The organism is Leucobacter iarius, from assembly GCF_039530105.1.
Classification (GTDB): Bacteria; Actinomycetota; Actinomycetes; order Actinomycetales; family Microbacteriaceae; genus Leucobacter; species Leucobacter iarius.
On sequence record NZ_BAAAOB010000001.1, the window covers coordinates 1,486,993 to 1,501,803 of the forward strand.

At 70.5% G+C, this 14,811-nt stretch carries 13 protein-coding genes; 7 read left to right on the forward strand and 6 right to left on the reverse strand.

Annotated elements, in window-relative coordinates; translation table 11 throughout:
- Positions 1-198: 198 nt before the first annotated feature.
- Positions 199-1,248: a hypothetical protein gene (locus tag ABD169_RS06565; protein ID WP_344030783.1), complete on the forward strand. Its 1,050-nt coding sequence runs from the start codon at positions 199-201 to the stop codon at positions 1,246-1,248.
- Between the two features lie 19 nt (positions 1,249-1,267).
- Here ABD169_RS06565 and hrpA read toward each other — a convergent pair whose 3' ends face one another.
- Together hrpA and ABD169_RS06575 are read right to left on the reverse strand one after the other, a co-directional pair.
- Entirely contained in the window at positions 1,268-5,320 is a 4,053-nt protein-coding gene (hrpA, locus tag ABD169_RS06570) for an ATP-dependent RNA helicase HrpA (protein ID WP_344030785.1), read from the reverse strand.
- 54 nt (positions 5,321-5,374) lie between these two features.
- Entirely contained in the window at positions 5,375-6,001 is a 627-nt protein-coding gene (locus ABD169_RS06575) for an ankyrin repeat domain-containing protein (protein ID WP_344030787.1), read from the reverse strand.
- Positions 6,002-6,218: 217 nt separating this feature from the next.
- On the opposite strand from ABD169_RS06575, the gene ABD169_RS06580 reads away from it, so the two are divergent.
- The 3 genes from ABD169_RS06580 to argG are packed head-to-tail and all read left to right on the forward strand — an operon-like array spanning position 6,219 to position 9,538.
- On the forward strand, positions 6,219-7,055 hold the full coding sequence (locus tag ABD169_RS06580) for an aldo/keto reductase (protein ID WP_344030789.1): 837 nt from the start codon (positions 6,219-6,221) through the stop codon (positions 7,053-7,055).
- Positions 7,056-7,079: 24 nt separating this feature from the next.
- The gene (locus tag ABD169_RS06585; RefSeq protein WP_344030790.1) at positions 7,080-8,063 is read left to right on the forward strand and encodes a malate dehydrogenase; all 984 of its coding nucleotides are present in this window, start codon (positions 7,080-7,082) and stop codon (positions 8,061-8,063) included.
- 53 nt (positions 8,064-8,116) lie between these two features.
- Complete coding sequence (argG, locus tag ABD169_RS06590; RefSeq protein ID WP_046455254.1) at positions 8,117-9,538, forward strand: argininosuccinate synthase; 1,422 nt, start codon at positions 8,117-8,119, stop codon at positions 9,536-9,538.
- Between the two features lie 148 nt (positions 9,539-9,686).
- Here the strand turns inward: argG and ABD169_RS06595 are convergent, their stop codons facing one another.
- Entirely contained in the window at positions 9,687-9,935 is a 249-nt protein-coding gene (locus ABD169_RS06595; RefSeq protein WP_046455255.1) for a WhiB family transcriptional regulator, read from the reverse strand.
- A 191-nt stretch (positions 9,936-10,126) separates the two neighbouring features.
- On the opposite strand from ABD169_RS06595, the gene ABD169_RS06600 reads away from it, so the two are divergent.
- Positions 10,127-10,543, forward strand: a complete 417-nt coding sequence (locus ABD169_RS06600) for a hypothetical protein (RefSeq protein ID WP_344030793.1) — start codon at positions 10,127-10,129, stop codon at positions 10,541-10,543.
- 60 nt (positions 10,544-10,603) lie between these two features.
- Here ABD169_RS06600 and bcp read toward each other — a convergent pair whose 3' ends face one another.
- From bcp to aroA, 3 genes are read right to left on the reverse strand one after another with little or no spacing between them, the layout of a single operon-like run.
- Positions 10,604-11,077, reverse strand: a complete 474-nt coding sequence (gene bcp / locus ABD169_RS06605; RefSeq protein WP_046455257.1) for a thioredoxin-dependent thiol peroxidase — start codon at positions 11,075-11,077, stop codon at positions 10,604-10,606.
- 10 nt (positions 11,078-11,087) lie between these two features.
- Entirely contained in the window at positions 11,088-12,170 is a 1,083-nt protein-coding gene (gene rsgA, locus ABD169_RS06610; RefSeq protein ID WP_344030795.1) for a ribosome small subunit-dependent GTPase A, read from the reverse strand.
- Complete coding sequence (gene aroA, locus ABD169_RS06615; RefSeq protein WP_344030796.1) at positions 12,167-13,651, reverse strand: 3-phosphoshikimate 1-carboxyvinyltransferase; 1,485 nt, start codon at positions 13,649-13,651, stop codon at positions 12,167-12,169. Before aroA ends, rsgA begins: the two co-directional genes overlap by 4 nt.
- A gap of 250 nt (positions 13,652-13,901) precedes the next feature.
- On the opposite strand from aroA, the gene ABD169_RS06620 reads away from it, so the two are divergent.
- Positions 13,902-14,519: a sigma-70 family RNA polymerase sigma factor gene (locus tag ABD169_RS06620; protein WP_344030797.1), complete on the forward strand. Its 618-nt coding sequence runs from the start codon at positions 13,902-13,904 to the stop codon at positions 14,517-14,519.
- Positions 14,516-14,758, forward strand: coding sequence for a zf-HC2 domain-containing protein (locus ABD169_RS06625; RefSeq protein WP_046455260.1), 243 nt, complete (start codon positions 14,516-14,518; stop codon positions 14,756-14,758). Before ABD169_RS06620 ends, ABD169_RS06625 begins: the two co-directional genes overlap by 4 nt.
- Positions 14,759-14,811: the final 53 nt, after the last annotated feature.

Sequence of the window (14,811 nt, forward strand, 5' to 3'; positions counted from 1 at the left end):
GCCTCGGCAGAATCGGCTGAGCCGAGGGCACTCTCGAGAGCCGCACCCTTCTTCGAGAGTCTGACGGTTCCTCGAGGTCCGACAGGGAAGGGCGGGTTTGCCGCTCACACCGAGTGTTCAAGCGGGGTCGGACGCCTCAGCGCACGAGAGCCTGTGGACGAGCGGCCAGTACTGTTCGACGGCTGAGACGCTGCTGTCATGAAACCTCGCAATCATCTCGCCGAGACCCTGGCGGAGCTCAGATCGACGGAGCGTCTGCTGCACGAGGGATGGACCTTCGCATCGTTGCGTCGCGAACGGATCGCCGGGCGTCTTTTCCGGGTGTCGCACGGCGTCTACACCCGACTCGACACCTGGAACAGCTGGGTGCCGGAACGGCAACTGCTGGCACGTGTGCTGGCGCTCGCACCGAGGCAGGGACCGAACGCCGTCTGGTCGGGGACGTCTGCGGCGGTCCTCCACGGTCTTCCGCTCTATCGACCTCACGACCCCCGAGCCGAGATCATCCTCGTGGGCGCTCGCAGCGCGGAGAACTCGGCGCTCGTGCGGCGCAGCCGTGCACGGATCCACTCCTTCGAGATCACCGAGGTCGAGGGGATCCGGGTGACGACTCTCGACCGCACCGTCACCGACCTGGCTCGCCTGCACCGACCGGAACTGGCGCTCGCCGCGGCCGACGCCGCACTGCGCGCTCTCATCCCCGCCGCGTCCTATTCGGCGGCCGAGTCGGGACCGCACGCTCACGAATGCAGGGATCGGTGGTTGGCGCGGCTCTCAGACAGCACCGACCGCAGGGGCGTCGATCGTGCTGCGAAGCTCCTGCGGATCACCGACTGCGGTGCCGAATCGGTGGCGGAGAGCGTGAGCCGGTACCGCCTGATCACCCTGGGATACGACGTCCGCACCCAGATCCGGGTCGCGGCGCCGGGCGGGGGCGACTACCGGGTCGATTTCGAACTGCTCGATGTCGGGGTGCTCGGGGAGGTCGACGGAAGGCAGAAGTACACGAACCCGGATCTGCGTGACGGCCGGAGCGCAGATGAGGCGCTCTACGACGAGAAGCGCCGCGAGGACTGGATCCGCGGCCGCACGGCTAAGCGACTCATCCGCTGGAGCCCGAGCGACACCGTCTCTCTTCCGACCTTTGAACGTCGGCTTCGCGCGTTCGGCGTCTCGCCTCCGCCGCTTCGCTTACGGCAGCGATTCTCGTTCTGCGGAGGAAGCGGTGGTCGTGCCGGGTCGGTCTGAGCGAACGACCCTGCGCGGCCTAGCCGTCCCGCAGCACCTTCAGAATCCGTTGGGCGGAGACCGGTTCCGAGGTGCGCAGCCGCTGCGCGAAGAGACTGACGCGCAATTCCTCGATCATCCAGCGCACCCGCTCCATGCGTTCCGGAGCGTCGACCGGCAGGGGCAGCACTCCACCGGCCTCGGCATACGCAGCGGAGACGCGGTCGACGTCGTTCTGCCAGGCCCGGTCGCGCCCCGCGTTCTCGGTGAGGCCCTGCATGCGCAGCACGACCGCTTCGAGATAGACGGGGAGGCGCTCGAGCTGCGTGAGCCCGGTGCGCGAGACGAAACCGTCGAACACGAGCGCATCCACCTGAGCGGCCGCCCCGGCGACCTGCCCGAGCACCTGGATCGACTTCGCTCCGTCGATCGCCTTGCGCGCGAGCCGGGCCCCATCGAGCACCCGTGCGGTCAGGGCGATGGCTCGGTAGATCTCGTCGATCAGCGCGCGCGAGTAGTCGTCGGCGATCGCTTCGAACGCAGCGGCGCTCCAGACGAGTCCGTCGGGGGCATGCCTGCGGATCACGCGGTCGGCCACCGCAAGCGAGACATCGGCGATGGCCTGATCGAGCGTTCGGTACGGGCCCGCTCCGAGCAGGAGCTTCTCCTGGTTCGAGAGGTGCTCCCGCACATAGCTGGCGGGCGACGGCGAACTCAGCGCGAGCAGTCGGCGAATGCCGCGTCGCGAGAGCCGGGCCTGTTCCGCGGGGTCCGCGACGAGCTTGAGATCGACCGCGGTGCGGCGATCCACGAGCGCGGGGTAGGCGCGCACCACGCCCGCTCCTCGCCCGGAGCCGCGTCCCGCGGCGAAGGCCGTATCGACGTGCTTCGGGATCTCGCCGAACGCCCACGTCGTCGCACCGCTGCGCTCCAGTTCGCTCTTCGGCAGCGCGGCCTGCGCGACGCGGGCGACTCCGGATTCCGCGCGCGAGCGGTGCGCGTGCTGCAGCGCGGCGAGGTCCTTGCTGCTGCCGATCGTGCGGCCTCTTCCATCGACCACGCGGAAGGTCGGCGTGAGGTGCGCGGGCAGGCGGGCGGGATCGAAGTCGTCGGCGGATACCCGCACGCTCGTGCGCCGCTGGATCTCGGAGGCGAGCAGCTCGGTCAGCGAACCGGCGTCGGCACCGGACGCACCCGTGCCGTTCTGACCGACTCCCGTCGCCGTTCCGTCGAGTCGGGGGCCGATCGCGGCCAGCAGCGTGCGAGCCCAGTCGGCCGCGGGCACGACGTGCTTGCGGATCGCCTTCGGCAGCGTCTTGATCAGCGCCGTCGTGAGCTCTTCGCGCAGGCCGGGCACGAGCCGTTCGAATTCTCCGCCGTCGAGTCGCGGCAGCAGGGGAAGCGGCACGGTCACCGTCACACCGTCGTCCTCGGCCGTCGGGTCGAAGCGATAGCGGAGGCGCAGCGTCTGATCCCCGCTGCGCCACTCGCGCGGGAACTCGCGTTCGTCCACGCCCGCGGCATCGGAATCGTCGAGCAGGTCCTCGCGGCGCAGGTTGAGCAGCTTCGGCTGATCCCGCTGCGCGCGCTTCCACCAGCCCTCGAATCCGCGGGTGGAGGCCACTTCGGCGGGAATCCGGGCGTCGTAGAACTCGAAGATCGCCTCGTCGTCGCTCACGATGTCGCGGCGTCGCGTGCGCTCCTCAAGCTGCTCGAGTTCGCGGCGCAGCTGCCGGTTCGCGCGATCGAAGGCCTGCGGCGAATCCCAATCGCCTTCGACGAGCGCGTGCCGGATGAACAGCTCGCGCGCGTGAACCGGATCGAACCGCTCGAGCGCGACCCGTCGGCGATCCACGATCGGCACACCAAACAGCGTGACCCGCTCGTAGGCGACCGCCGCCCCCTGCTTGCGCTCCCAGTGCGGTTCGGAGAGCTGCCGCTTCGCCAGCGGCCCCGCGAGCTCCTCCGCCCACGCGGGATCCACCACGGCGTTCGACCGTGCGAACAAGCGAGAGGTCTCGACGAGCTCGACGCTCATCACCACCTCCGGCGGCTTCTTCGCAAGCACCGACCCGGGATACAGAACGAACCGAGTACCCCGGGAACCCACGTACTCCTGCGCAGGCTTGCGCTTCGCAGGTCCCGCAGCGCCGCGCCCGCGGGCGGGCGCACTGCGGTCCTGACGATCGTCGCGCACACCGAGCTGCGACAGCAGACCCGCGAGGATCGACCGGTGGATCGGCTCGAACGGGGCGGAAGACGCGAACGCCGTGTCGTCCGAGCGCGCGGGGTCGGCGGCGACCGCGGCCTTCGCCCGGTGCGTGCCCGATTCCTGCTTCGGCGCCTTCGCGATGCGCGAGAGCTGACGGAAGAGATCCATCCACTCCCGCACGCGCAGGAAGTTCAGGAACTCGTCGCGGCAGAGCCTGCGGAACGCGCTCGACGACAGCTCCTGCTGCTGCTCGCGCACGTAGTTCCACAGATTGAGCAGCGTCATCAGATCGCCCTGCGGGTCCGCGAAGCGGGCATGCAGCTGGTCCGCGCGGCCGCGCTGCTCGGTCGGACGCTCGCGCACGTCCTGGATCGTGAGCCCCGCCACGATCGCGAGGACCTCCGGGACCACGTCGTGCGTGCGGGCCTCGACCACCATGCGCGCGAAGCGCGGTTCGATGGGCAGCCGGGAGAGCTCCCGTCCGATCCGGGTGATGCGGTGCGACCCCTTCGCGCGACCGGCCCCGCGGACGGACTCGCCACCGCGTCGCGAACCGCGTGCAGCGTCCCGCGCCGAGACCGCCTCGACCGCGCCCAGCTCGGTCAGCAGGCCGAGACCGTCGGTGATGCCGCGCTGATCCGGGGGCGTGAGGAAGGGGAACTTCGCGATATCGCCGAGCCCGAGGGCGAGCATCTGCAGGATCACCGAGGCCAGGCCCGTGCGGCGGACCTCGGGCTCGGTGAACTCGGGACGCGACTCGAAGTCGTCCTGCGAATAGAGCCGGATCGCGATGCCCGCGCTCGTACGACCGGACCGACCGGATCGCTGATTCGCGCTCGCCTGCGAGATCGCCTCGATCGGCAGCCGCTGCACCTTGCTGCGCGCCGAGTAGCGCGAGATTCGCGCAGTGCCGGCATCGACCACGTACCGGATTCCGGGCACCGTCAGCGAGGTCTCGGCGACGTTCGTCGCGAGCACCACCCGCCGCGAGACGGCACCGGGACGCCGCTCGAAGACGCGATGCTGCTCCGCCGCGCTCAGGCGGCCGTAGAGCGGCAGGATCTCGGTCGGCTTCGTCCGGGAGGAAGAACGGAGCCTGCCGTTCAACGCATCGGCAGCATCCCGGATCTCGGCTTCGCCCGAGAGGAACACGAGCACATCGCCCGGAGCCTCGCGTCCCAGCTCGTCGACCGCATCGCCGATCGCGTCGAACAGGTCCCGCTCGACCTTTCGAATCCTGGGTGCCCCGCCCTTCGGATCGGGCGTCTCGATCTCCTCGACCAGGGGCCGGTAGCGCAGCTCCACCGGATAGGTGCGCCCCGACACCTCGATGATCGGGGCCGGCTTCCCGTCCGCCGAAGCGAAGTGCTCCGCGAAGGATTCCGGATCGATGGTCGCCGAGGTGATGATCACCTTCAGGTCCGGGCGGCGGGGCAGCAGCGTCTTCAGGTACCCGAGCAGGAAGTCGATGTTGAGGGAGCGCTCGTGCGCCTCATCGATGATGATCGTGTCGTACGCGCGCAGGTCGCGATCGCGATGGATCGCGTTCAGCAGGATGCCGTCCGTCATCAGGCGGATGCGGGTCTCGGCCGAGACCTGATCGGTGAACCGCACCTGGTAGCCGACCAGGCCGCCGAGCTCCGAACCGAGCTCCTCCGCGATGCGCTCGGCGATGGTGCGTGCTGCGATCCGTCGCGGCTGCGTATGCGCGATGCGCTCGCGGCCGAGCGCCAGCGCGATCTTCGGCAGCTGCGTCGTCTTGCCAGAGCCGGTCTCACCCGCGACGATCACCACCTGGTGGTCGCGGATCGCCGACTGGATCTCGTCGCGCATCTGCGAGACGGGGAGATCGGCGGGGAACTCGATGCGAGGTTCAGACATAGCGTTCCCATTATCCCGTGCGCAGCGCGGATCCCGCACGAACGATCGGGCGAATCAGGAACGGACCGCGGCGTCCTCGAGCAGATCCGCGATCTGCACGTAGCCGCGATCCAGTGCGAGCCGCAGCGGCGTCGTGCCGTCGCCGTCGGGCAGCGTCGGATCCGCCCCGCCCGAGAGGAGCGTGCGCACCACCTCGAGGTACCGCCCCGAACCGTCGCCCAGGATGATCGCCTCGTGCAGACCGGTCCAGCCGAGCCGATTGACGTGGTTCGGGTCGACCCCCGCGGAGAGCAGCAGCCGGATCGCCGGCAGATGCGCCCGCTCGCACGCGGGGATCAACGCGGTACCGCCGAAACGATTCGTGCTGCGCACGTCGGCCCCGTGATCGAGACATGCCGAGAGCACCTCGACGAAGCCCCCCGCGCCCGCTTCCAGGAACGGCGAGTCGTGGCGTTCGTCAAACGCGTTGGGATCGGCGCCCGCCGCGAGCAATGCGCGCGCGATCTCGGCGTAGCCCCGGGTCGCGGCCGCGAACAGGGGCGTGCGATCGTGGTGATTGCGCACGTCCACCTCGGCCCCGGCCGCGATGAGTCGCCGCACCGCCGGGAGATCCTCCTGCTTCGCGGCACGGTAGAGATCCGGCGCTTGGCCGGGTACCGCCGCTTCACGAGACCTGCTCATGGTGCATATTGTGGGGGTTCTGCGCGTTTTGCGGTATTGCGACGCGCGGCATTCACGCGTAAGTCACCCGAGCGGGGGCCACGATGCGAGCTGTGCGGCCATCGCGACACCCCGACACCGCGCATCCGTCGGTCCGCCGATCCTGTCGGCGTAGACTGCGGAACGGCGGGGCCCAGCTCGCCTCGCTCCGCGCCGTGCGACCGAAGGAGACCCAGCGATGACCGCTCTGCAGATCCCCGAGATCAAGCTGAACGACGGGAATCTGATCCCGCAGCTCGGACTCGGCGTGTTCAAGGTGGATCCCGGCGAGACGGAGCGGATCGTCACCGACGCGCTCGAGGTCGGCTACCGCCACATCGACACCGCGCGGATCTACGACAACGAGGCCGAGACCGGCCGAGCGCTCGCCGCCAGCGGGATCCCGCGCGACGAACTGTTCATCACGACCAAGCTGTGGAACTCCGATCAGGAGAACCCCGTCGCCGCGTTCGAGCAGAGCCTCGAACGCCTTGGGCTCGATGCGGTCGACCTCTACCTCGTGCACTGGCCGGTACCGGCAGCGGGCACCGCGGTCGGCGCCTGGCGCGGACTCATCGAGATCATCGGATCGGGTCGCGCCCGCTCCATCGGTGTGTCGAACTTCGAGATCGAGCACCTGCGCGAACTGCTCGACGAGACCGGCGTAGTGCCGGCCGTCAATCAGATCGAGCTCCACCCGCTGCACCAGCGTCGGGAACTTCGCGAGTTCTGCGCCGCCCACGGCATCGCGATCGAGGCTTGGGGGCCGCTCGCGCAGGGCAAGAGCGACCTGTTCGAACGCGACGCGATCACCGCGGCCGCCGCGGCGCACGGCAAGAGCCCCGCGCAGATCGTGCTCCGATGGCACGTGCAGCACGGCACGATCGTGTTCCCCAAGACCACGCGCCGCGAGCGCATGGTCGAGAACGCGGCGATCTTCGACTTCGTGCTCAGCGACGACGAGATGGCGGCGATCGACGCCCTCGACGAACAGCACAACTTCGGCCCGGACCCCCGCACCTTCGACGTGCGCTGACCGGACCCGGGAAGAGGATCGACCATGGCGCAGACCACCACCATCACGCTGACGGGCGCCGGCGGGCAGATCGGCTACGCCGCCCTCTTCCGCATCGCCGCGGGCGACATGCTCGGCCCCGACCGCCTGATCGCACTGCGCCTGCTCGAGATCCCGCAGGGGATGCGCGGGGCCGAGGGCGCGGCGATGGAACTGCTCGACTGCGCCTTCCCGCTGCTCGAGAGCGTCGAGATCAGCGACGACCCGAACGTCGCGTTCGACGGTGCGAACATCGCCCTACTCATCGGCTCGCGGCCGCGCACCGCGGGCATGGAGCGCGGTGACCTGCTCGCAGCCAACGGCGCGATCTTCGGACCCCAGGGACGCGCGATCGGCGAGCACGCGGCCGACGACGTGCGCGTGGCCGTCGTCGGCAACCCCGCCAACACCAACGCGCTCATCGCCCAGCAGCACGCGGCGGGAGTGCCCGCCGAACGGTTCAGCGCGCTCACCCGCCTCGACCACAACCGGGCCGTCGGCCTGCTCGCCGCCGAGGCCGGCGCCTCGGTGCGCGCCGTCGACGGCATCACGATCTGGGGCAACCACTCCGCCACGCAGTACCCCGACCTGAGCCACGCGACCATCGACGGCCGACCCGCGCTCGAAACGGTCGACGCCGCATGGGCGCGCGGCCCCTACATCGAGCGGGTCGCGAAGCGCGGCGCGGAGATCATCGAGGTGCGCGGTGGATCCTCCGTCGCGTCCGCAGCGAACGCCGCGATCGAGCACGTGCGCGACTGGGTGCTCGGCACGGGGGATCGGCGCACCAGCGCCGCGGTCGTCTCCCGGGGCGAGTACGGCGTTCCCGAGGGACTCATCTCCTCGTTCCCGGTGCGCTCGGACGGTGACGGATGGCGCGTGGTCGAGGGACTCGGCGTCGACGACTTCTCGCGACAGCGCATCGACGCCTCGGTCGCCGAGCTGGTCGCCGAGCGCGACGCGGTGCGCGAGCTCGGACTGATCCCGTAACGAGAGCCCGCCCGCGTCGAACAGGCGCCCCCGAGCGCCCTAGTATGGGAAGCATGTCTAAGGTCCTGTCTTCTCTTCCCGTGGGCGAGCGCGTCGGCATCGCCTTCTCCGGCGGTCTCGATACTTCGTGCGCGGTCGCATGGATGCGAGACAAGGGCGCAGTGCCCTGCACCTACACCGCCGACATCGGCCAGTACGACGAGCCCGACATCGACGGCGTCGCCGGCCGTGCGAAGGAGTACGGCGCGGAGATCGCCCGCTTCGTCGACGCGAAGCGCCCCCTCGTCGAGCAGGGCTTCATCGCCCTCGCCACCGGCGCGTTCAACGTCCGCTCGGGCGGCAAGACCTACTTCAACACCACGCCGCTCGGCCGCGCCGTCACCGGCACGCTGCTCGTGCGCGCCATGAAGGAGGACGGCGTCGACATTTGGGGCGACGGCTCCACCTACAAGGGCAACGACATCGAGCGCTTCTACCGCTACGGCCTCATGGCCAACCCGGCACTGCGCATCTACAAGCCCTGGCTCGACAAGCAGTTCGTCGAAGAGCTCGGCGGTCGCCAGGAGATGAGCGAATGGCTCGTCGCCCACGGCTACCCCTACCGCGACTCCGCCGAGAAGGCCTACTCGACCGACGCGAACATCTGGGGCGCGACCCACGAGGCCAAGCGCCTCGAGTTCCTCGACACCGGCCTCGACATCGTCGAGCCGATCATGGGCGTCGCCGCGTGGCGCGACGATGTCGAGGTCGCCACCGAAGAGGTCTCGGTGCGCTTCGAAGCCGGCCGTCCCGTCGCCATCAACGGCGTCGAGTTCGACGACCCGGTGGCGCTCGTCTACGCGGCGAACGAGATCGGCGGCCGTCACGGCCTCGGCGTCTCCGACCAGATCGAGAACCGCATCATCGAGGCGAAGTCGCGCGGCATCTACGAGGCGCCGGGCATGGCGCTGCTGCACATCACCTACGAACGGCTCGTCAACGCGATCCACAACGAGGACACGGTCGCGAGCTACCACAACGAGGGCCGCAAGCTCGGCCGCCTCATGTACGAGGGCCGCTGGTTCGACCCGCAGGCGCTCATGCTCAGCGAATCGCTGCAGCGCTGGGTCGGATCCGCGATCACCGGCGAGGTCACTCTGCGCCTGCGTCGCGGCGACGACTACACGATCCTGAACACCACCGGCCCGAACCTCAGCTACCACCCCGAGAAGCTCTCCATGGAGCGCACCGTGGGCGCGGCCTTCGGCCCCGAGGACCGCATCGGTCAGCTGACCATGCGCAACCTCGACATCGCCGACTCGCGTCAGCGGCTCGAGCAGTACGCGGCGATGGGCCTGGTCGGCGTCACCACCGCCGACGTCGTGGGCCAGCTCGAGGCCGGCGGCGCCGAGCAGATCGCCGACGCCGTCACCGGCATCGACGAGGACGCCGACGAGCTCGGCCTGTCGGCCGCGTTCGACGCCGGCACCGACTGACCCGGGGACTCACCCGAACGCGCGAGGGCGCCCATCCGGTCAGGATGGGCGCCCTCGCGCGTTGCAGCACCCCGCAGGCGCCCGCACACCCCCGCAGACACGCGAACGGCCCCGGGGGAGTACCCCGGGGCCGTTCGTGGAAAAGTCTTTAGGAGGCGCGGCGCGCGCGAGCGGCGCGGCGCTTCAGAGCGCGGCGCTCGTCCTCGCTGAGGCCACCCCAGACGCCGGAGTCCTGGCTGGTGTCCATCGCGTACTGGAGGCACATCTCGGTGACGGTGCAGCGGGCGCACACGGCCTTGGCTCGCTCGATCTGGTCGACGGCCGGGCCGGTGTTGCCGACCGGGAAGAAGAGCTCGGGGTCTACGGTGAGGCAGGCCGCCTGTTCGCGCCAATCCATGGGTGTCCTCCTTGGTGCTGCGCACACGCGAAACACCCATGGGTTCGGGTGGTGTTGCTCTCGCGCGTGTCCTGAATACGTGGCTTGAGAATGCTCACGTCGGTGTGCGCGAAACTCGACGGAATATATAGTTTCATGGACGCAGACGCAAATCAATAGTCTGCTGGCAAACTTTTCGAAGGGATCCCGTGATGCCCAGCTCACCTGCCGTTCACCCGCGCTCTCGAGGCGGATGGGCGGTGCTGACCGGCCTGCTCCTCATCGAGGCGTTCTTCGGGATCGTGGTGGTGTTCTTCTCGATCCTCGGAGCCATGAACTCCGCGGGCACGCTCGGGCAGAACCTCAGCCTCGTCCTCGCCGCCGCGATCTCCTGGATCTGGGTGGTCGTGACCCTCGTCGGCGCCCTGCGCGGGCGTCCGAGCTGGGCGCGCGGCTCCGCGCTCACGATCCACGTGCTGCTGTTCGCAGCGGGCACGGGGATCCTGCAGCTGCAGCTCCTCGCCTGGCAGTTCGGGTTCGCCATCGTCGCGGTCGGCGTGGTCGGCTTCGTCGCCGCGATGCTGGCGCGCCCGGCGGACCGTCCGACGCTCGAGGGCGAAGAGGACTGATCCGAAGCGTGTGCGCGGGGCGGGCGCATCACCCGCCCCGCGCACACGGCACGGCGGTCGCTAGACCCCGAGGAGCTTGGTGACGCGCGCCACGTGGCCGGTCGCCTTGATGTTGTAGAGCGCGTGCTCGATCTTGCCCTCGGCGTCGATCACGAAGGTGGACCGGATGACGCCCTCGATGATCCGGCCGTAGCTGTTCTTCGTGCCGAACGCCCCGTAGGCGCGGTGCACGGCGGTGTCGGGGTCGCTGAGCAGCGGGTACTCCAGGGAGTCGCGGTCGGCGAAGCGGCGCAGGCGCTCCACGGCATCGCGGGAGACGCCGAGCACGCGGTAGCCGGCGGCCTCGAGGGGCGCCGACGACTCCTGGAACTCGCAGGCCTCCTTGGTGCAGGCCGGGGTCATCGCCTCGGGGTAGAAGAACAGCACGACCTTCTGGCCGCGGTAGTCGGCGAGCGAGCGCTCGACCCCGTCCTGATCGGGCAGGGTGAAGCTGGGGGCGGGCATTCCGGGTTCGAGGATCACGCGTTCGGTCATGCCCTCCAGCCTAGTGAAGCAGGCGTCGCAGCGACTCGACGCGGCCGGCGCCCGTGGCGTCGAGCCGGCCGTCGGCGATCGCGGCGTCGAGCTCGCAGTCCGGCGCATCGTCGAGGTGGGTGCAGCCGCGCGGGCACTCGTCGAGCAGCGGCGCGAGGTCGGTGAATCCGCGCAGGATCCCCTCGCTCGTGACGTGTCCGAGACCGAAGGAGCGCACGCCCGGCGTATCGATGACCCAGCCGGAATCACCGCTCGCGGAGCCCGGCGTGCGGGCGCGCAGCGCGACCGAGGACGACGAGGTGTGGCGGCCGCGCCCGGTCACGGCGTTTACGTGCCCGGTCGCGCGCTCGGCCTCGGGCACGAGCGCGTTGATGAGGGTCGACTTGCCGACGCCCGAGTGGCCGACGAACACGGTGGTCTTGCCGGCGAGCGCCGCGCGGATGCGGGCCAGCACGCCGCCGGGGGAGTCGTCCTCCCAGTCGCCCGGCTGCGACCGGAACACCGGAACCTCGAGCGCGGCGAAGTTCGCGAGGAACGGCTCGGGGTCCGCGAGGTCGGTCTTCGTGATGCAGATGAGGGGCGAGATGCCCGCGTCGTAGGCGGCGACCAGGTAGCGGTCGACGAGACGGACGCGGGGTTCGGGGTTCGCGGCCGCGACGACGATCAGCATCTGGTCCGCGTTGGCGACCATGACGCGCTCGACGCGGTCGCTGTCGTCGGCGCTGCGGCGCAGCAGGGTGCGGCGATCCTCGATGCCCACGATGCGGGCGAGGGATCCCTCGGCCCCGCTCGTGTCGCCGACGAGCTGCGCCCGGTCGCCGATCACGATCGGTGTGTTGCGCAGCTCGCGGGCGCGGGCTGCGGTGATCTCGCGCTCGTCGGGATCCTCGGGGTCGGCGCCCGCGGCGATGAGCGCCGCGTAGCGGCCGCGATCCACGCCCGTCACCATGCCGATCACCGCGTCGGAGTGCTCGGGGCGCCGCTTGGTGCGCGGCCGGTTCGCCTTGGGATTCGGGCGTTGCCGGACCGCGTGGTCGGCGTATTCGCCGTAGGGGACGTCGTCGTCCTCGTCGTCGGGGATCAGCCAGCTCATGCGCGCCCGAAGCCGCCGAGCAGGCCGGAGAGGATGTCGGCAGCCGCGGTCAGACCGTTGCCGGCGACGTCGGAGCCGTCGAGCTTCTCGTCCGAGGTTCCGCTGCCGAGCATGCGGTCCCAGAGGCGTGTGAACTGCGGCAGGGTCTTCGACGTGGATCCGATGTCGTCGACCTGGACGCCGGGCACGAGGAGCCCGATCAGGGCGCCGGTGGTGGCCATGCGGTGGTCGGCGTAGGCGTGCCAGAGGCCCGCGTGCAGCGCGGCCGGGCGCACGACGATGCCGTCCTCGAGCTCGTCGGCGTCGCCGCCGAGTCCGCGGATCTCGGCGACGAGCGCCGCGATACGGTCGGTCTCGTGGTGCCGGATGTGGCCGATGCCGGTGATGGTGCTGGATTCGCCGGGGGTACCGTCGGGTCGGGGCAGCGCCGCGAGCGCCGCGAGGCCGACGAGGGTCGGGGCGAGTTCCCCGGCCTCGGGAACGTGCAGTTCGACGCCGCGCAGGACGCCATCGCCCGAGACGGTGAGCCGGTCGCCGTCGAGCGAGACCTCGCCGCCGAACGCGGGCAGCAGCTCGCGCAGCTGGTCGCCGACCTGCGTGGTCGATGCGGGCCAGCCGGGCACGGTCACGCGGCCGCCGACCGCGAGCGCCGCCGCGAGGAACGGAGCGGCGTTCGAGAGGTCGGGCTCGATCTCGACCTCTCGCGCGGCGATGGGCCCGGGGGCGACCCGCCACTCGCCGGGTGCGGGGGAGTCCGCCTCGACGCCGCGCGCCCGGAGCACGTCGAGGGTCATCTCGATGTGCGGCACGCTCGGCAGGCGGTCGCCGGTGTGCACCACGTGCACGCCCTCGTCGAAGCGGGCCGCCGAGAGCAGCAGGCCCGAGACGAACTGGCTCGACAGCGAGGCGTCGAGCTCGACCCGGCCGCCGCGCAGCGATCCGGTGCCGTGCACGGTGAAGGGCAGCGCACCGCGGCCGTCGTCGGCGATGTCGGCGCCGAGCGCGCGCAGCGCGTCGAGCACGGGGCGCATGGGGCGCTTGCGGGCGTAGGGGTCGCCGTCGAAGGCGGTGGGTCCGAGCGCGAGCGCGGCGACGGGCGGGACGAAACGCATCACGGTGCCGGCGAGCCCGCAGTCGATCGTGGTGGAGCCGGACAGCTCGGTCGCGGGGACGATCCGCAGGTCGTCGTCGCGACCGTCGCCGCGCGGCTCGGCCGTGATGCCGGTGCCGAGCGAACGGAGCGCCTCGGTCATGAGCTCGGCGTCGCGCGAGCGGAGCGGGGCGCGCAGCACGCCCGGTCCGTCGGCGAGCGCCGAGAGGATCAGTTCTCGGCCGGTGAGCGACTTGGAGCCGGGCAGCGGCACGGTGGCGTCGAGCGCCCCATCGGGCACCGGAGCCTCCCACGCCACGGCAGCGTCGTCGTCGACCTCGCCGATGCCGGTCGGGTCGTCATTGCCTCGGGAATGTTTTGCGATGAACATCGGTTACTCACTCTACCGGCGCAACCCCGCGATCCGGTGGGATCGCCTTCCGGCGCCGCCGAGGCGGCGGTGTCGAGGGCGTCCGCGGAACCCGTTCGAGAGGAAGGCCGCAGTGAGCTCGATCGCAGTGCACGAGGCGCCGACGCTCCGCTTGCCGCGCTTCGGATCCGCGGTCGGGACCGGTCGCGCCGCGGTTCGGCGCGCGGCCCGCGCAGCCCGCGACCAGCGCGCCCGCGTAGGATCGGAGACTGTGACCCCCACCGAGACGACCGCGAACGAGCTGGAGCAGCGCTTCACGCGAGACGCACTCCCGTACCTCGACCAGCTGTACGGCGCGGCGATGAAGATGACCCGCAATCCGGCGGACGCCCAGGACCTGGTCCAGGAGACCTTCCTGAAGGCCTTCCAGGCGTTCCACACGTTCACCGAGGGCACGAACCTCAAGGCGTGGCTGTACCGGATCATGACCAACAGCTACATCAACACCTACCGCAAGCGTCAGCGCCAGCCGCTGATGGGCGCGGTCGAGGATCTCGAGGACTGGCAGATGGGCGGCGCCGAGTCGACCACCGCGGCCTCCTCGCGCTCGGCCGAGGCGGAGGCGATCGATCGCACGCCCTCGACGGTGGTGACCGAGGCGCTGAACGCGCTTCCCGAGGACTTCCGGATGGTCGTGTACCTCGCCGACGTCGAGGGATTCGCGTACCAGGAGATCGCGGACATCATGGAGACCCCGATCGGCACGGTCATGAGCCGGCTGCACCGGGGCCGTGCGCGGCTGCGCCAGTCGCTGGGCAGCTACGCGCGCGAACAGGGGATCGGCGGGGCCGAGGCCCCCGATCAGACGGCGGGAGGTGAACGACGATGAGCGGATGCGATTGCCAGACCGCGCGCGACAACCTCGAGGAGCTGCTGCGCGGCGAACTGAGCGAGGGCGCCTGCGGCCCGATCCGCGAGCACCTGGCGAACTGCCCGGACTGCCGCGACGAGCAGCAGGTCTTCGAGCACCTCACGATCGCGGTGAAGCGGGCTTGCGAAGAGGAAGCGCCGCCGAGCCTGCGCGACGCCGTGCTGCGCGGGCTGCGCGAGCTCGACCAGCACGCCTAGGGGGGCGCGACCCGGCAGCACCGACCTTTCGGCCCGTCCTGCGCATCGCCGCT